The following is a 16,485-nucleotide window of genomic DNA, read 5'->3' as shown; positions in this document are numbered from 1 at the left end:
AAGGGCGGCCTTGGCACCAAGCCTTGATACGCTGGCGCAGCGCCACAGCAAGAGCCTTCGGCGAGGATATTTGTGCCGAACAGAAAGCCACGGATCAGACGAGGTTGGGTAAGGGCTTGCCGTCAAAAAAGGCGACAAGGTTTTCAACGGCCATCAGGCCCATGGCTTCGCGCACCTCGGTCGCCGCTGTGCCAAGATGCGGCAGGAGGGTCACGTTTTCCATCAACATCAGGGCGGGGGCCACATTGGGTTCATGTTCATAGACATCAAGCCCGGCCCCTGCGATGATCTCATTTTGCAGGGCGTCGATCAGGGCTTGTTCCTCGACGATATCCCCGCGTGCGATATTGATCAAAAACGCATGGGGGCGCATCTGCGCCAGGGCTTCGGCATCAATCAGGTGGTGCGTGGCAGGGCCACCGGGAACCGCGATAACCACGAAATCTGCGGCCAGTGCCTTGGCCATCTCGACCTGCTCGGATGGCAAACCGGGATTGGCCACGGGATTGCGGTTAAAGAAACGCACCTCCATGCCAAAGCCGTAATGCGCCCGTTTGGCGATGGCTTTGCCGATACGCCCCATGCCGATGATGCCAAGGCTTTTGCCGGACATATGCGTGCCCAGCAACTGGGTTGGATGCCAACCGCCCCATTCGCCGGCCCGCAGCATGCGTTCACCTTCACCCACACGCCGGGCAGTCATCAGCATCAGCGTCAGCGCAATATCGGCAGTCGCATCCGTCACAGCACCCGGCGTATTGCTAACGATAACGCCCGCAGCTTTGGCGGCAGCAACATCAATATGGTTATAGCCCACCCCGAAATTCGCCAGAAGACGGCAGCGCGGGGCGTGGTTTTCGGCAAAGACCCCGGCGCTGAACGGGTCGCCCAAGGTCGGCAAAATCGCATCATATTGATGCAGGCTGTCAATACAGGCCTGCTGCGTCAAGGGCGTGGTATCTTCGCGGATGGTCAGCGAGAAATGGCGGATCGCCTCGGCAATGACTTTGCCGGGCATCGGGCGGGTGATGAAGACTTCGGGTTTCAAAACAGTTTTCCTCCATTCGGCACATCATGGCCGGGGCCGATCAACACAACCTCGCCCGCGGCATCCGGCACGCCAAGCACCAGAACCTCGGACATCACTTTGCCAATCTGGCGGGGTGGAAAATTCACCACCGCCAGCACTTGTCGGCCAATCAAACTGTCGGCGGTGTAATGCGCGGTGATCTGGGCTGATGAGCGCTTCTCGCCAATCTCGGCGCCAAAATCGACCCACAGCTTGATCGCAGGTTTGCGCGCTTCGGGATAGGGCTCGGCGCGGGTGACGGTGCCAACGCGGATATCGACCGCGGCAAACGCCTCATAGCTGATCATTCGCCCAATTCCTTGCCGCGATTGGTGGCGGCCGCCACGGTGCGGGCCATCAGATCAGGCAATTCCGCCATCAAAACGGCAAGCCCCGCCGCCGTCGTGCCTGCCGGAGAGGTGACGTTGATACGCAACTGCGCCGCACTTTCTTCGGCCTGATGCGCCAATTCACCCGCCCCGCACACCGTGGCCCGTGCAAGCTGCATTGCCAGATCCGGCGCCAGCCCCACGGCCTCACCCGCTTGCGCCATTGCCTCGATCATATGGAAAACATAGGCAGGACCAGAGCCGGAAAGCCCGGTGACCGCATCTATCTGATGCTCACCTTCCAGCCGCACCACCTGCCCCACCGCACGCAGCAGCGCCTCTGCCAAAGCCATGTGGCCCTCGCTTGCCTGTGCATTGCCGCACATCGCGGTGATCCCGCGCGAGACGGCGGCGGGGGTGTTGGGCATGGCGCGGATAATCGGGGTTTGCGCCCCCAGAACCTTTTCGTAATAGGCAATCGTGGTGCCCGCAGCGACCGACACAAACAGCGTGGTTCCATTGCCAAGCGCCGTTAGCGATGGCAGCGCCTGCGCCATCATCTGCGGCTTTACCGCAATCAGCACAATCGCCGGGTCTGGGGGCAGGCTTTCGTTCAAATGCACGCCCGTAGCCTGCAACCAATCGCTCGGAAAGGGGTCGTTGACCCAGACCGACCCCGCCTTGACCCCCTGCACCAACCAGCCTTGCAGCATGGCAGACCCCATTTTGCCACACCCCAAAAGCACCAGGCCGCGCGTGTTCACTTCACCAAGGTTCATAGATCCCCCTCCTATCTTTGGGCAAGGTTAGCGTGAAAAATCAGAAAGCTGAATCACTTTCTTTCTGTCCGGCCAACACGGCATGCCACCCCCCCTGTATCCTTGGCCCCAAAGCCGTTACACTGGCGCGGTAAGCAAAGGAAATGCCATGCCCCAGACCATGCCCCAATCCGCACAGATCAACCGCCGGATCGTTCTTGCGCAGCGCCCCAAAGGGGCCCCCGATGCCGATACCCTGCGCCTGGAGGAAGCCGCGATACCCTCACCGGGGCCGGGGCAAATGCTGCTGCGCTCGGTCTATCTGTCGCTTGATCCCTATATGCGCGGGCGGATGAATGACGCGAAATCCTATGCGACACCCGTTGCGATTAGCGGGGTGATGAGCGGGCAAGTGGTGGCCGAGGTGATGATCTCGAACCTTGATGCCTTTGCCCCCGGTGATTTCGTCTTGGCGGGCAGCGGCTGGCAAGATTACGCGCTTTCTGACGGGGCCGAGGTGCTTAACCTTGGTCCTGCGCCTGCCAACCCGTCCTGGTCGCTTGGGATCATGGGTATGCCGGGCTATACAGCCTATGCGGGGTTATTGCAGATTGGCGAACCAAAGCCGGGGGAAACTGTGGTCGTCGCGGCGGCCTCTGGCCCGGTCGGGGCGACAGTGGGGCAGATTGCCAAGCTCAAGGGCTGCCGTGTGGTGGGCATCGCCGGTGGGGCCGAAAAATGTGCGCATGTGGTTGATGTACTGGGATTTGACATCTGTATTGATCACAAGGCGCCGGATTTTGCCGAGCACTTAAAGGCCGCCTGCCCCCAAGGCATCGACGTCTATTTCGAGAATGTCGGCGGCAAGGTGCTTTATGCCGTGCTGCCCTTGCTTAACCCTTTTGCCCGGATACCCGTCTGCGGCATGGTATCATGGTACAACCTGCCAGGCCTTCCCGAAGGGCCGGATATGGGGCCTGTGATCATGGGCACCATTTTGCGGATGAAGGTAAAAATGCAAGGCTTCATCATCTTTGACAGCTTTCCCCGCAGTCTCTACGCCGAATTTACCCGTGACATGGCCATGTGGCTGGGCCAGGGCAAAATTCACTACACGGAACAGGTAATCGACGGCTTGGAAAATGCCCCCTCTGCCCTTTACGACCTGTTGGAAGGGCGCAACTTTGGCAAGATGGTGGTACGGCTGTAACCTCGGGGGGGCTTGGCAATGATGGGTTGAAACGTCAGCTCCCTGACTTTCAACCTGTGCCGGCTCATCTTCACCTGCCTGCGGTGCCATGGTTCAAGACCAAAGTCTTTCGCCTTGAATCCAACACCGATATCACTGTCTGAAATCAAAGATTTCAACGCGGTGTGTGCCACGGCTTGAAGAACCCGCATTGCCTGGGCGGTTTTGCTTGGTGCAATATCTTGCTCAACTGCGGCCGGGGCGGTTTTTCTTAAGCCGGCTCAAAACCTCGGCGCGGCCCAAGGCAATTTCAGCGCTCTTGCGTGCTTCCATCCAAGCTGCAGTTTGGCGCGCAAGGGCAAGGTTGATTTCTGACCGCCGCGCATCAGCCCAAGCCTCGTATCGCAACGCCGCTGTTGCCAGCGCGATCGGGCCAAGCTGATCCCCGTCTTTGGCGGCCAGATCCTGCAATCGCTGAAGGCTTGCATTCCGTTGCAACGCGCAGGCTTGCAGCTTTGCCAGCTTATTGTCCAAAATCAGGTCAGAAAGGGCTGACAGGCGATCAAGGGCTTTCTTGTTTTTCACGGATTTCTCCTTGGCTGCCCCTGCATTTTCTTGCGCATCGCTTCCGAAAAGCGAATGGCGGCCGCAACGGCGCGATAGTGATCGGGGTGAACTTCCTGGCCCACATCAAGATGCGAATAAAGCATGCGTGCGGTGGGCGGATCAGAGTGTAGGGGAACCCCGGCCTCTGCCGCCCTTTCCCGGATTCGGGCCGCAATTTCATCAACCCCCTTCGCAACACAGACCGGCGCACGCCCCGAAGATTTATCCCATTGAAGCGCCACGGCGAAATGCGTTGGGTTGACGATTACAACATCGGCTTTCCCGACATGGGAAAGCATCCGGTTTGTCGCGATCTCTTGCCCTTTCTGTCGCCGCTTTGCTTTCAAATGTGGGTCGCCCTCGGCATTTCTTTGCTCATCCGTCACTTCCTTGCGAGACATTCTGTTGGAACGAAAATGTTCAGCACGCTGCCAGAAATAATCAATGCCACCGATCAAAAGCGTAATCGCCGTCACGATTGTCAGAAAGCGGATGACCTTCTCAAGCAGCATCGCGGTTGAAAGCGCCGGCGACAGGTAAATCATCTGCAAGAAATCATTGGCTTGATAGATCAAGAACCAAAAAAGCAGCGCAGAAATAACCAAGAGTTTTACAAAGTTCTTGAAAAATTCGAACAACCCCTTTCGTCCGAATTTATTCTTGGCGCCCGATATCGGAGAAATCCTGTCCAGTTTCGGTGCGAGCTTGGACGGTGTGAAAATCAGTGCCCGCTGGACGATTATCATCAGCGTCGCAACCACAAATGGAACCAGAAAAAATACGGCAAGAGATCCGACCACCCCGTTCAAAATGCCAATGACACTGCCACCAGCCCCTTTCGTCAATACGCCGGATAACTGATCTGCCTGGCCCAATAAAACGCTTGCAGTCTCTCCGGCATTTATCAGCGCGCCCCCTCCGAAGGCGAAGCCAGCCAAGACGAACCCCGCATAACTGCCGGCGGTGATAAGATCATTTGATCGTGGGATTTCCCCTTTCTCACGCGCATCATCAAGCTTTTTCTGCGAGGCGTCATGCTCTTTCTCGGATGCGTTTTGGTCATCGCTCACGGCACACCTGCGAATGGGTTGTCAATATACGCGTTCAAGGTGTTGAGCCAAAGGCGAAGAAGCAGGGGCGAGGCAACCGCAAGCAAAACCAGGCCGCCAAGTGTAAGGGCCGGCGCACCAACAAAAATCACCATCAATTGCGGCATCGCGCGATTGATCACACCAAGTGCGATATTGTAAATCAATGCGGCCGCAATAAAGGGGGCTGCCATCGAAAAAGCCAGGGAAAACGCCGCGCTGATGCGAAAAACCCCCCAATTCGCAACATCAGCGCCACGCGGAAAGGCACCGAACGGCATGACATCATAAGAATAGATGAAAAGTTCCGCGATACGAACATGCAGACCCGCCATAACCGCCAAAGCCAGGCCCGCCATAACGAAAATATGTGACATTGTGGGCTGAGGCTCGTTGCCCTGCCCCCCAAAGAGTTGCGAAAGCGAGGTTGATTGCGCAGCCAAAGTGCCCGCAATCTGTAGCGCAAATACGAACAGCCGAAGCCCAATACCGATCACCAGCCCGGCAATAACCTCGGTCGCAAACGGAAGCGTGCCTTGGGGGGGGGGGCGTGCGGTCAAGCACAGCAGGCAATATCACCAGTGTGTAACAGACGCCAAGGGCCAGACGAATGCGCTGTGGCACAGAGTGCTCTCCAAAAGCGGGCAAAAGCGCCATTGCCGCCCCCACACGCAAAAACACCAGAAAAGCCGCCCAAAGCCAGCCCTGAGCAAGGTTTGTGGCATCCGTGAGCATGTCGATAAGGGGGATCATGCGGGTATCTGCCCCAGCATTGCCGGGCGCGCCTCAAGCCCGATCTCCTCATAGGAAAGGACAGGTGTTGTCAGGCCCCGCGTGCCCAGGACTGTACGCAGAAAACGGCGGCGGAGCGTGGAGGTGACAATTGCAGGTTGCAGACCGCTTTCAGCCGCTTTGTTCAACTTTTCTGCCATGTTATTGGCCAGCCTGCTGAACTGATCGGGCGGAAGGGCGACATCTCTTTGTCCTTTTTCTCCTTCGATCTGGTAGGTTGCAAATGTTTTTTCCCATTCGGGCGCAAGCTGTAACAGCGGGATCGTGCCATCGTCACGACGCAAACCAGCGACAAGCTGAAAGCCAAGCCGTTGACGGACATGTTCACAAATCACCTCGGGCGCCCCCATTCCGCGCGCCTCGGCAATGCTTTCAAGGATAAGCGGAAGGTTGCGGATCGAGACCCGCTCCTCCAAGAGCAGACGAAGTACAGCCAAAAGCAGATCAACCGGAACCTTGTCGGGAACAAGCTCATCCAGCAGGCGTTTATTTGCCTCGGCGCGCACCGGGTCGGACAGATTGGTGAATTCATCCAGCAATCGTCGCAACCCACGCAAAGACAACAGGCGGGAGAGGTTGTTTTTCAAGACCTCAAGCAAATGGGTTGCCAGCACCTCTGTCGGGGAAACCACTGTAAACCCTCGAATCGAGGCCTCTTCCTGCGCATCAGGCGGTATCCACCGCGCCGGGGCGCCATAGACAGGTTCGCGCACATCCATGCCTTCCGGCGCGGGCAAGCCATCCGACAACAAAGCCAGGACCCGGTCAGGCAGCAACCGATCCCGCACCTGCTCAACCCCCTGCAGACGAATGCGATAGGTTCCTGCTGGCAAAGCGGCTTCATCGGTCAACCGAATTTCGGGCAAAATCAGACCAAAGGTGCTGGCGATATGATTGCGCATATTGGCTATGCGGGTATCAAGCCCGGTTGCGGGATCCAAGACCATCGCGACAAGATCGGGCGCAAACTCTATATGAATATCATCAAAATCAAGGACATCACCAAGGCGACGCTCGGCCACCGGCGCCGCGCCTTCCAGCGCCTCTGATTTGGGTTTTGCCGCCTCACCCGAGACCCAATAGGCTGCCCCCCCCAAAACGATCGCCCCCAGAATGAACGGGATAAAGGGAAGCCCCGGAACCAGGGCAAAAAGCGCCATCAGGAAGGCAACGGTTGCCAATGCCCCCGGATAGCGCCCCAGTTGCGCAAAGAACGACACATCGGCAGCGCCGGTCTGCCCCCCCCGCGCCAAAAGAAGAGCGGCGGCGATAGAGATGATAACCGCGGGGATCTGGCTGACCAATCCATCACCGACAGTCAAAATAGCATATGTTTCAAAAGCTTGCCCAAGGGGCATGCCATGAATCACCGTGCCGATGATCAACCCCATGACAATATTCAAAAGCGTTATCAGCAGGCCTGCAACGGCATCGCCTTTGACAAATTTTGACGCACCGTCCAGCGAGCCAAAGAAATTCGTTTCTGCCAATTCCGTTTCACGACGCGATTTTGCTTCTGCGTGGTCAATCGCGCCAGCCGACATGTCGCTGTCAATCGCCAATTGCTTGCCTGGCATCCCATCAAGCGCAAAACGCGCGCCAACCTCGGCCATGCGGCCCGCGCCTTTAGTGATGACAACAAAATTCACAATCAGCAAAACGCAGAAAACCACGACGCCCAGCAAAACCGAACCGCTCATGACAAAATTTGCAAAGCCTTCAATAACCTTGCCAGCCGCCCCGGTTCCGGTGTGTCCCTGACCAATGATAAGTTTGGTCGACGAAACGTTAAGCGCAAGCCGAAGCATCAAAGACGCCAGGAGAATCGTGGGAAACGCAGAAAACTCCAAAGGGCGCTGAATAAAGAGCGTGACTGTGAACATCAGGATGGCAAGCGCGAAAGACACGGCCAGCCCGATATCGAGCATCCAGGCGGGGACCGGCAACACCATCATCACAATGACCGCCATAAGCGCGAGGGCCAGCAAGATTGTGGGCTGGAAGATCGTGCTCAGGGTCAAACGTCTCAAGGTGAACCTCCAATGATCGGCCGGGGATGAATGGGCGATTGCAACAAAGGCCCACGGGCAAATACCAATCCGAATTTCTGCGGCGCAGATACGGCTTGTGGCAAGGCTGCGGATCGCATTTGCGCCGGGCCGGGTGGTGAATCTGCAAGGTAAGTCTCAAAAATCGTCTCAAGCCTTTGCAGATAGGATTCTGCCCGCTCATCATCGCGCGAGTGATAGCGCCCGACTGCAGCACGCCAATCGCCTGTTTGCTGATACAGACGTTGCAAGAAAGCGGCGGCATAAAGTGCGTTATTCTTGGGGGAAAACATATCTTCAAGGTTTTCAAAGGCTTCGGCGTGCCAGCGCAGATTGAGTTGAAAACACCCAATATCAATATTGCTTATACCTTGCGCAGTCAGTTGCCGGGTAAAGGCAATGGCAGAACGCGAATCAGGAAACCAGTTGCCTTTCGCACCGGATTGCACAGCCCACGGCCATGGCGCGAATTTATTCCTGTCAAACTTGGTTTGCCCCGTTTCGGCAAGTGTCACGGCCTGCAAGATGGACAGCGGTACGCCCGTTTGTTCGGCGGCGAATTGCGCTGCCTCCTCACAAAGCACGACAGGCGCAGCCCGCACCACCCCCGGCACAGCCGCCATTGCGCACATCAGGCCAAGGCCGGTCCGAAGGATATAAAGCCATTCTGGCATAGGTTTCTCGTATCCAAGAGGCGCATTCTGCCCCACAAGAGCGACCCTAAGCGCAATTCCTTTCCAATCAGTAACCATCTTCACAGTTTGCAGATTCAGCCGCCGCCCTAAATCAAGGCACGGGTTTGCCCCCGCTCAGGATAGGAGCGAAGGCCTTTCAAACCCGTTTTCTGCATTTTATCGTGCTTGGCTTACGCCTGAAGTGTTTCGGCTTGCACCCTGCGCAGCTATCGCTGCCTGAAATCAAAGCGTTCAACGCGGTATGTAATGGGCTGGGTTTCAGGCCAAAGTCGAAACACTATGGTCACCCCTGCGGTGTCATCGCCCTGCGTTGTCTGGCGCGCTCCAACCCCAGCTTACGTTCGCGCCAGATAATCAGCACACCCGCAGTTACCACAATAGAGGCCCCTGCCAGCATGGTGAACGTCGGCACCTCGTCAAAGATCCAATAGCCGATGGCCAGCGCGAACAGCATGGATGCATAGTCGAACGGGGCGACGACCGAGGCATCCGCCTCACGGTAGCTTGAGGTCAGGAAAACCTGCCCCACCCCACCCAACAGGCCAGCCAGCACCAGAAAAGTCGCATCTTTCGGCGTAGGAACAACCCAGCCAAAGGGCAGTGTCGCCAGCGATAACACCGTCGCGGTCAAGGAAAAGTAAAAGACAATGGCGGTGGTTTTTTCCCGCAAGACAAGCTTGCGAACGAAAACCTGTGCAAGCGCAGCACAGGCGGCGCCGGCAAGCACCAAAATCGCGCCAAGCGCTGCAGCCTCATCGCCCTCTCCAGGCATCACCGTCAGGCGTGGGCCAAGAACGACCAAAACCCCGATCAGCCCAAGCACAACGGCCGATATCCGAAACAGCCGCACATCCTCACCCAGAAACATCGCGGCAAAAACCACCGTCAATATTGGCGCGGCATAACCAATCGCCGTCACCTCGGGCAAGGGTAAATACCCCAACCCGGCAAACCCGAACCCCATTGCCAGCGTGCCGACCACCCCACGCCAAAAATGCCCGATCGGGGCCGTGACATGCAGCCCGGTGCGCAATTCGCGCCGCCATGCCAGCCAGACAAAAATAACCGGCATTGCGAACAGCGACCGAAAGAAAACAGCTTGCCCCGGTGGCACCTGGTCTGCGGTGGATTTGATCAGTGCGGCCATGACAATAAAGGTCACAACTGAACAAAGCTTGTAAAAGATGCCGCGCATGGGGCGCATTGAGTTCGGCCTTTGGCTTGGGTATCTTGATGTGGACCACCGTTTTGCAACCAATGCAAGGGCGATGGCCTTCTGCATGGCTTGCCCCCTCATTGGCAGGGCTGGCGTTTCTCTAAAGCTCTGTAGCGTTTCAAAAGGGTTTGACAGCGGCCCGCGGTTGCTGGACTTTGCCAGCAAAGGCTTTCGATTGGCTGATATTGCGGCCATATCAAAACCAGACACCACCAATAGAAGCGCCCGCTTTCACGATTTTGCCACGCGCCGCTTGATATGGTCAAGAAAAGGATATGTTCGATGCCCTTCGCTCAGCTTGCTGCCCCCCTCAGCGCCCGGATTTCGCAAGGCCAGGGTGCCGAACCTGCTGATCTTGTGTTGCGGGGCGGCCGGGTGCTTGACCTGATCACCGGCAATTTGCTGCAAACCGATGTCGCGCTCTGCGGCGATACGATTGTCGGCGTGTTTGAAGACTATGAGGCCAGGCAGGTAATTGATGTCACAGGACAAATCCTTGTGCCGGGGTTTATTGATACCCATCTGCATATTGAAAGCAGCCTTGTGACCCCCTTTGAATTTGACCGCTGCGTTACCCCCTTGGGCGTGACAACCGTGATTTGCGACCCGCATGAGATAGCAAATGTCTGCGGCTTGACGGGGCTTGGCTATTTCCTTGAAGCATCCTTGCTTACCCTGATGGATATACGGGTGCAGCTTTCGTCTTGCGTGCCTTCAACCCATATGGAAACAGCCGGGGCCGTGCTTGCAGCGGCAGACATCTTGCCTTTCAAGGACCACCCCCGCAGCCTTGGCCTTGCAGAGTTCATGAATTTTCCCGGCGTGTTGATGCAAGATCCCGGCGTTATGGCAAAGCTGGAAGGGTTTAAGGGGCGCCATATTGATGGCCATTGCCCTTTGCTGGGCGGTAAGGCCCTGAACGGCTATATTGCGGCAGGTATTCGGACCGAACACGAGGCAACAACCGCCGAGGAAGGGCTGGAAAAGCTGCGCAAAGGCATGCGGCTTTTGATCCGCGAAGGCTCTGTCTCCAAGGATTTGCATGCTCTGGCCAGCCTGATCACCGAACGTCACAGCCCCTACATCGCGTTTTGCACTGATGATCGGAACCCGCTTGATATTGGGGAACATGGGCATTTGGATTACATGATCCGCACCGCGATTGCGCTGGGGGCACCGCCACTGGCCGTGTACCGCGCCGCCAGCCTTTCCGCTGCCGAGGCCTTCGGGCTCAAGGATCGCGGGCTGATCGCCCCAGGCAAGCGCGCCGATATTGTGGTGATTGACAGTCTGGAAAACTGCAAGGCCTCGATGGTGTTTGCAGGGGGGGTACAGGTAAACGACGCGGCCTTTGCCGCGCGCAAAATCATCCCCCCCGTGGCGCGGCATTCGGTCAATGCCCCGGCAATCGCAGCAAAGGATTTTCGTACCAGCGGCAACCGGGTGGAAACGCCCGTGATCGGAATTATCCCCGGAAAAATCATTACCGAGCACCTTACCTGTGATATTGCCCCAAAAGACGGCGACAAGGCCCCCGATATCGCGCGCGACCTTGTGAAAATCGCGGTGATCGAACGGCATGGCAAGAACGGCAACCGCGCCACCGGTTTTGTCAAAGGCTTTGGATTGCAACGCGGGGCCATCGCCTCGACCGTTTGCCATGACCATCACAATATCGCCGTGGTGGGGGCAAATTATGACGACATGGCGCTGGCCGTCACCCGATTGGGGCAGATTGAAGGTGGCTTCGTGGTGGTCGAAGGCGGCAAGATTCTAGCCGAACTGGCGCTGCCCGTCGCGGGATTGATGAGCCTTGAGCCGTTCGAAACTGTCCGTGAAAGTCTGGTTCACTTGCGGGCGGCAGCACATGGCCTTGGGGTAACGCTGGAAGAGCCTTTTTTGCAACTCGCCTTTTTGTGTTTGCCCGTGATCCCGCATCTTAAAATCACCGATCACGGGATGGTCGATGTGGACAGGTTCGAAGTGATGCCCTAAGCGGGCTTGCTGGTGCCACAACCTGCCTTGATGCGTCAGGTGTTGCGCCATGCAAACCCAGATTCGAACAGACGGTTAGGCCAGATACTTGCGAAACGCGGCGACCACCTGCGTGTAAACCGCGCGCTTGAACGGCACGATAGAGCTGATCATCTCATCAGCACCGATCCAGCACCATTGGGAAAACTCGGGGTGATCGCTGGTGATGTTGATCTGATCGTCGCGGCCCAAAAAGCGGTAGAGGAACCATTTTTGTCGCTGCCCCCGGTACTTGCCGCCCCAGACCTTCCCCAGCAAGTCGGGCGGCAGATCATAGGTTACCCAATCGTCGGTCTTGGCGATGAACTCCACCAGGTCGGCCGTGACTCCGGTTTCTTCCCACAGCTCGCGCAGCGCCGCTGCCCGGTTTTTTTTCGCCGTTATCAATACCGCCTTGCGGCATCTGCCACGCGGCGACGCCATCGGGCGCATCCAGCCTTTGCCCGGCAAAAATCTGGCCAGCGGCATTGATCAACATCACACCAACACAGGGGCGGTAAGGAAGAGAGGCTGGCTGTGTCATGCGCTGGTCACTTCTTGAAATCGGCTCTTGAAATTGGCGGCAGGTCTTGAAATCGGCGCTGCATGGCGGGGGGGGGGGACGCCCCCCCCCCACTATAGTTCAGGTCAAGGCTTTACCGCGATTGCCGACAACCCTTTAAGGATATCAACCGCATAGGCCAGTTGATAATCTTCTTCGCGCAGCTTGGCAGTGTCTTCCTCGCGGGCGCGATCTTCTTCCAGCAGCTTGCGCTCATCCTCGGTCATCGAGTCATTATCCAAAGCCCCGCGCAAAGACGCTTCTGTCCGGGCTTTCACGGCACTTGCAGGCTCTTTTTCTTCCTCAAGCGGTTTGCGGGGGGGCTGTTGCACAATGATGTCAGGGGCCACACCCAACGCCTGGATAGAGCGGCCCGAGGGCGTGTAATAGCGTGCGGTGGTCAGACGCATGGCGCCTTCGCCCCGGAGCGGGATGATGGTTTGCACCGAGCCTTTGCCAAAACTCTTTGTCCCTACAACAATCGCACGGCGGTGGTCTTGCAAGGCGCCTGCCACAATTTCCGACGCCGAGGCAGACCCGCCATTGATCAGCACAACGACAGGCTTGCCGCCGGTCAGATCGCCGGGCGTGGCGTTGAAGCGTTCGCCATCGCTGGCCTCGCGCCCTCGGGTTGAAACGATTTCGCCCTTTTCAAGGAACCCATCCGAAACCTGTATTGCCTGATTCAGCAAGCCACCCGGATTGTTGCGCAGATCAAGAACGACGCCTTTTACATTTTCCCAGCCGCCCAGTTCCTCTGCGGTTTCCTTCAAACCTGCCTCCATCCCCGGATAGGTCTGGTCGTTGAAAGTTGTCATGCGCAGTACGATGGTGTTGCCAACAGTGCGCGCCCGTACCGCCGTCAATTTGATCGTATCGCGGATGATCGACACATCAAACGGCTCTGCCGTCCCTTCACGCACCACGGTAATGATGATTTCAGAGCCGACCGGCCCGCGCATCATTTCAACCGCTGCATCCAGCGTCAGGCCCAGAACAGACTCGCCGTTCACATGGGTAATGAAATCGCCCGCCTCGATGCCTGCCGCTGCTGCCGGCGTGTCATCCATCGGCGAGACGACTTTGATAAAGCCCTCTTCTTGCGTCACCTCGATGCCAAGACCCCCAAATTCGCCGCGCGTCTGCACGCGCATATCGTCAAAATCCTTGGGGGCAAGATAACTGGAATGTGGGTCAAGCGAGGTCAGCATGCCGTTGATGGCCGCCTCGATCAGCTTGTTGGTGTCTACTTCCTCGACATATTGGCCGCGAATACGTTCAAAGATATCGCCAAACAAATCAAGCTGTTCATAGACGGTCGCCGATTTCTTTGGCTCTTGGGCAAGCAATGGGCCCGCGATCTGCGTTGTCAGCAATATACCTGCAACCGTGCCACCCAAAGCAGCCATAGCGAATTTCTTCATTGCCTGTCTCAATCCTTTGTTGCGGCGAACCATGGGGCCGGATCCACCGGCTCGGTGCCTTTTCTGATCTCGATATAAAGCGTTTCTGTTTCGCGAATACCAGCCACATCGACGGCATTTGCCAGAAACTCTTTGCTGTTGTCTTGGTCACCGCCGCCCATAAGCCCCAGTGGCGCACCGATTCCCACCACCTCGCCAACCTCACCATAAACGGTTTCAAGCCCGGCAAGTACCATAAGATAGCCTCCGCCCGGCTCAAGGATAATCACATTTCCGTAGTCGAGCAGCGGGCCACGATAACGAATCGTCCCGGCCCAGGGCGCTGTGACCAAGGCGCGGGCGCGGGTTGACAGCGTGATGCCGGGGCGGCGGGCCCCTGCGGCATCGGCCTCATTGGCACGCAGCAAAAGGCTGCCAAGCGTTGGCAGGGCCAGCTTGCCTTCAGCCGAGGCGAAACTGCGCATCGCATCGCCGTCGCTCAGATCCAGGTCCAACCCGTCGGCAAAAGCACCCAAAGTATCGGCACTTTCCAAAAGGCTGCGCAAGGCGTTGGGGTCTTCGGTAAAGCGGCGCGGCAGGGTCGTGCGGTCGGATATCGCCTGGCTAAGGGTGGTGCGGGCCGTCTGGGCAACACTCAGCCCGTTTTCCAGAATTCCGCCGGCTGCAACCTGCAAGGTCCGCAAGTCGCGCAACTCTGTCAGCTCTGCCTGCAAGCGCGCAACTTCAGCTTGCAGGGCAGGCGTCACTTCTGACAGGATCATCCCCGATCGCGCAGTGCCCAACGGTCCCGAAGGGTGCAGCAACAACAGCGGTCCCGGCGTTGCCTCAAGCTGCCCCAGCACGCCCAGCAATTGCCCGACACGGTTGCGTTCGGCGTCAAACTGCATCAGCAACGCGGCTTCGCGGACCTTTGCTTGCCGCAAGCCATCGCGCAGCGCGCTTAAACCTTGCTCATAGGCCTGAATGGTTGCGGTCAGGGCAGACACCTGATCGCGCGCGGTCTTTGCATCTTCCATCGCGGTGACCGCAGCGGCAAGCGACTGGGCAGCCTGTACCGCCTGTTCGGCCACGGTTTGCGCCTGCGCCATACCCGCAAAGCCAAGCAGCACTGAAAGGGCGGCGGAACGGATCATGTAATCAAGGTTTTCCCGGTCATCTCATCTGGTTGCGCAAGGCCCATCAGTTGCAACACCGTCGGTGCAAGATCACACAGCCGCCCAGCCCGCAGGTTTGCCCCCAAAGGGCCACCATACAAGATAACGGGTACAAGATTGGTCGTGTGGGCCGTATGCGGCCCGCCTGTTTCCGGGTCCACCATGGTTTCACAATTGCCATGATCGGCGGTCACGATCATCGCGCCCCCCACCTTTTCCAGCGCCGCAAGGGCGCGCCCAAGGCCGTCGTCCACCGCCTCACAGGCCTTTATCGCGGCTTGCAGATTGCCCGTATGCCCAACCATGTCGGGGTTGGCAAAATTCACAACGATCAGATCATAGCCATGCTCAATCGCGCCAACCAATGCGTATGCCACCTCTGGCTCTGACATTTCCGGCTGCAGATCATAGGTCGCGACATTCGGAGATTTTGGCATGGCACGGTCTTCGCCAGGGCTGGCAGCCTCGGCCCCGCCGTTCAGAAAAAACGTCACATGCGGGTATTTTTCAGTTTCGGCCAGACGAAACTGGGTGCGACCTTGTTTTGATACCCATTCGCCAAGTGTGTTGTGCAAAACCGGCTTGGGATAAGCGGTGATCATGTAATCGTCATGCCGCGCCGAATAATCGACCATGCCAAGCATCGCCTCCCATTTCGGGCGGGCCGAGGCATCAAACCCGTCAAAAGACGGATCGCCAAGTGAGGCCAGAATCTCACGCGCCCGGTCAGCCCGAAAGTTCAGACAGTAAAAACCATCGCCAGCCTTTGCGCCGGCATAGCCTGCCATCACGCTCGGCGCGATAAATTCATCCGTCTCGCCCCGCGCATAGGCGGCGGCAATCGCGGCTTGCGGATCGGCGGCGGCCTCGCCTTTGGCAGCCACCATCGCGTCAAAGGCGCGGCCCACACGGTCCCAGCGATTGTCACGGTCCATCGCCCAATAGCGCCCGATCACGGTGCCGATGCGGATACCCGGCGCAAGCCCTGCCAGCAGCCGCGCCATGTGGTCCGGGGCGGAACTTGGGGCCACGTCGCGCCCGTCGGTGATCGCATGAATAACCACCGGCACACCCGCGGCCGCCACCGCATTGGCCGCCGCAATCACATGCGACACATGCCCATGCACCCCCCCATCCGAGATGACCCCCATCAGATGCGCCACCCCGCCCGACGCCTTGAGCCGGGCAATAAATGCCAAAAGCTGAGGGTTCTGGCCAAAACGCCCCTCCTCAATCGCCAGATCTATCGCGCCAAGATCCATCGCCACCACCCGACCGGCACCAATATTGGTATGCCCCACCTCAGAGTTGCCCATCTGGCCCCGGGGCAGGCCGACATCGAGGCCATGCGTGATAAGGGTCGCATGCGGGCAAGTTGCCATCAGCCGGTCAAAATTTGGCGTATTCGCCAAAACTGGTGCGTTGGCGCTGCTGTCCGGGTTCAGCCCCCAGCCATCAAGAATGCACAAGACAACGGGTTTCGGAACAGTCATGGCATGGCCCTTTTTACGGATATTGGCTTGGTTTTACGCCCAGCGCCCG

General features: G+C 57.9%; 14 protein-coding genes and 1 pseudogene. 2 read left to right on the top strand and 13 right to left on the bottom strand.

Going from position 1 to position 16,485, the window contains the following annotated elements:
• Positions 1-94 precede the first annotated feature (94 nt).
• Genes VDP61_RS04290 through proC form a run of 3 tightly spaced genes read right to left on the bottom strand, consistent with a single transcriptional unit; the run spans position 95 to position 2,177 of the window.
• On the bottom strand, positions 95-1,018 hold the full coding sequence (locus VDP61_RS04290; protein ID WP_323006030.1) for a D-glycerate dehydrogenase: 924 nt from the start codon (positions 1,016-1,018) through the stop codon (positions 95-97).
• 26 nt (positions 1,019-1,044) lie between these two features.
• Complete coding sequence (locus VDP61_RS04285; protein ID WP_323005714.1) at positions 1,045-1,377, bottom strand: tRNA-binding protein; 333 nt, start codon at positions 1,375-1,377, stop codon at positions 1,045-1,047.
• A complete protein-coding gene (proC, locus tag VDP61_RS04280; RefSeq protein WP_323005713.1) occupies positions 1,374-2,177 on the bottom strand; it encodes a pyrroline-5-carboxylate reductase in 804 nt (267 codons plus the stop codon). The genes VDP61_RS04285 and proC overlap by 4 nt, the downstream gene beginning before the upstream one ends.
• Before the next feature lie 160 nt (positions 2,178-2,337).
• Between proC and VDP61_RS04275 the strand changes: the two genes are divergently transcribed.
• The gene (locus tag VDP61_RS04275) at positions 2,338-3,366 is read left to right on the top strand and encodes an NADP-dependent oxidoreductase (RefSeq protein ID WP_323006029.1); all 1,029 of its coding nucleotides are present in this window, start codon (positions 2,338-2,340) and stop codon (positions 3,364-3,366) included.
• Positions 3,367-3,591: 225 nt separating this feature from the next.
• Here VDP61_RS04275 and VDP61_RS04270 read toward each other — a convergent pair whose 3' ends face one another.
• The 6 genes from VDP61_RS04270 to VDP61_RS04245 all read right to left on the bottom strand — a co-directional run bounded on the left by VDP61_RS04270 (position 3,592) and on the right by VDP61_RS04245 (position 9,778).
• Positions 3,592-3,930: a hypothetical protein gene (locus tag VDP61_RS04270; RefSeq protein ID WP_323005712.1), complete on the bottom strand. Its 339-nt coding sequence runs from the start codon at positions 3,928-3,930 to the stop codon at positions 3,592-3,594.
• Complete coding sequence (locus VDP61_RS04265; RefSeq protein ID WP_323005711.1) at positions 3,927-5,021, bottom strand: flagellar type III secretion system protein FlhB; 1,095 nt, start codon at positions 5,019-5,021, stop codon at positions 3,927-3,929. Before VDP61_RS04265 ends, VDP61_RS04270 begins: the two co-directional genes overlap by 4 nt.
• Positions 5,018-5,599: a flagellar biosynthetic protein FliR gene (locus VDP61_RS04260; protein ID WP_323005710.1), complete on the bottom strand. Its 582-nt coding sequence runs from the start codon at positions 5,597-5,599 to the stop codon at positions 5,018-5,020. The genes VDP61_RS04265 and VDP61_RS04260 overlap by 4 nt, the downstream gene beginning before the upstream one ends.
• Positions 5,600-5,788: 189 nt before the next feature.
• Positions 5,789-7,801, bottom strand: a complete 2,013-nt coding sequence (flhA, locus tag VDP61_RS04255; RefSeq protein WP_416236492.1) for a flagellar biosynthesis protein FlhA — start codon at positions 7,799-7,801, stop codon at positions 5,789-5,791.
• Positions 7,802-7,857: 56 nt separating this feature from the next.
• Positions 7,858-8,553, bottom strand: coding sequence for a lytic transglycosylase domain-containing protein (locus VDP61_RS04250; protein ID WP_323005708.1), 696 nt, complete (start codon positions 8,551-8,553; stop codon positions 7,858-7,860).
• A 304-nt stretch (positions 8,554-8,857) separates the two neighbouring features.
• The gene (locus VDP61_RS04245; protein WP_323005707.1) at positions 8,858-9,778 is read right to left on the bottom strand and encodes a DMT family transporter; all 921 of its coding nucleotides are present in this window, start codon (positions 9,776-9,778) and stop codon (positions 8,858-8,860) included.
• Positions 9,779-10,072: 294 nt separating this feature from the next.
• On the opposite strand from VDP61_RS04245, the gene ade reads away from it, so the two are divergent.
• Positions 10,073-11,785, top strand: coding sequence for an adenine deaminase (gene ade, locus VDP61_RS04240; protein ID WP_323005706.1), 1,713 nt, complete (start codon positions 10,073-10,075; stop codon positions 11,783-11,785).
• A 75-nt stretch (positions 11,786-11,860) separates the two neighbouring features.
• Here the strand turns inward: ade and VDP61_RS04235 are convergent.
• The 4 genes and pseudogenes from VDP61_RS04235 to gpmI all read right to left on the bottom strand — a co-directional run bounded on the left by VDP61_RS04235 (position 11,861) and on the right by gpmI (position 16,436).
• Positions 11,861-12,347: pseudogene (locus VDP61_RS04235) on the bottom strand (RNA pyrophosphohydrolase).
• Between the two features lie 104 nt (positions 12,348-12,451).
• Positions 12,452-13,789: a S41 family peptidase gene (locus tag VDP61_RS04230; RefSeq protein ID WP_323005705.1), complete on the bottom strand. Its 1,338-nt coding sequence runs from the start codon at positions 13,787-13,789 to the stop codon at positions 12,452-12,454.
• Between the two features lie 8 nt (positions 13,790-13,797).
• Positions 13,798-14,922 carry a murein hydrolase activator EnvC family protein gene (locus VDP61_RS04225; RefSeq protein WP_323005704.1) on the bottom strand — a complete coding sequence of 375 codons (1,125 nt, stop codon included), beginning with the start codon at positions 14,920-14,922 and terminating at the stop codon, positions 13,798-13,800.
• Entirely contained in the window at positions 14,919-16,436 is a 1,518-nt protein-coding gene (gpmI, locus tag VDP61_RS04220) for a 2,3-bisphosphoglycerate-independent phosphoglycerate mutase (RefSeq protein WP_323005703.1), read from the bottom strand. The genes VDP61_RS04225 and gpmI overlap by 4 nt, the downstream gene beginning before the upstream one ends.
• Between the last annotated feature and the right edge of the window lie 49 nt (positions 16,437-16,485).

The sequence above is a fragment of the Pseudorhodobacter sp. genome, assembly GCF_034675685.1.
Lineage (GTDB): Bacteria > Pseudomonadota > Alphaproteobacteria > Rhodobacterales > Rhodobacteraceae > Pseudorhodobacter.
Note: the sequence above shows the minus strand (reverse complement) of the source record. Positions and strands in the feature narration are given on the sequence as shown.

Excerpts from the sequence above, each read along its gene's own strand:
- VDP61_RS04290 (WP_323006030.1), bottom strand. The coding sequence starts at position 1,018 with ATGCCCGGCAAAGTCATTGCCGAGGCGATCCGCCATTTCTCGCTGACC.
- VDP61_RS04285 (WP_323005714.1), bottom strand. The coding sequence starts at position 1,377 with ATGATCAGCTATGAGGCGTTTGCCGCGGTCGATATCCGCGTTGGCACC.
- proC (WP_323005713.1), bottom strand. The coding sequence starts at position 2,177 with ATGAACCTTGGTGAAGTGAACACGCGCGGCCTGGTGCTTTTGGGGTGT.
- VDP61_RS04275 (WP_323006029.1), top strand. The coding sequence starts at position 2,338 with ATGCCCCAATCCGCACAGATCAACCGCCGGATCGTTCTTGCGCAGCGC.
- flhA (WP_416236492.1), bottom strand. The coding sequence starts at position 7,801 with ATGGCGGTCATTGTGATGATGGTGTTGCCGGTCCCCGCCTGGATGCTC.
- VDP61_RS04250 (WP_323005708.1), bottom strand. The coding sequence starts at position 8,553 with ATGCCAGAATGGCTTTATATCCTTCGGACCGGCCTTGGCCTGATGTGC.
- VDP61_RS04245 (WP_323005707.1), bottom strand. The coding sequence starts at position 9,778 with ATGCGCCCCATGCGCGGCATCTTTTACAAGCTTTGTTCAGTTGTGACC.
- ade (WP_323005706.1), top strand. The coding sequence starts at position 10,073 with ATGCCCTTCGCTCAGCTTGCTGCCCCCCTCAGCGCCCGGATTTCGCAA.
- VDP61_RS04230 (WP_323005705.1), bottom strand. The coding sequence starts at position 13,789 with ATGAAGAAATTCGCTATGGCTGCTTTGGGTGGCACGGTTGCAGGTATA.
- VDP61_RS04225 (WP_323005704.1), bottom strand. The coding sequence starts at position 14,922 with ATGATCCGTTCCGCCGCCCTTTCAGTGCTGCTTGGCTTTGCGGGTATG.
- gpmI (WP_323005703.1), bottom strand. The coding sequence starts at position 16,436 with ATGACTGTTCCGAAACCCGTTGTCTTGTGCATTCTTGATGGCTGGGGG.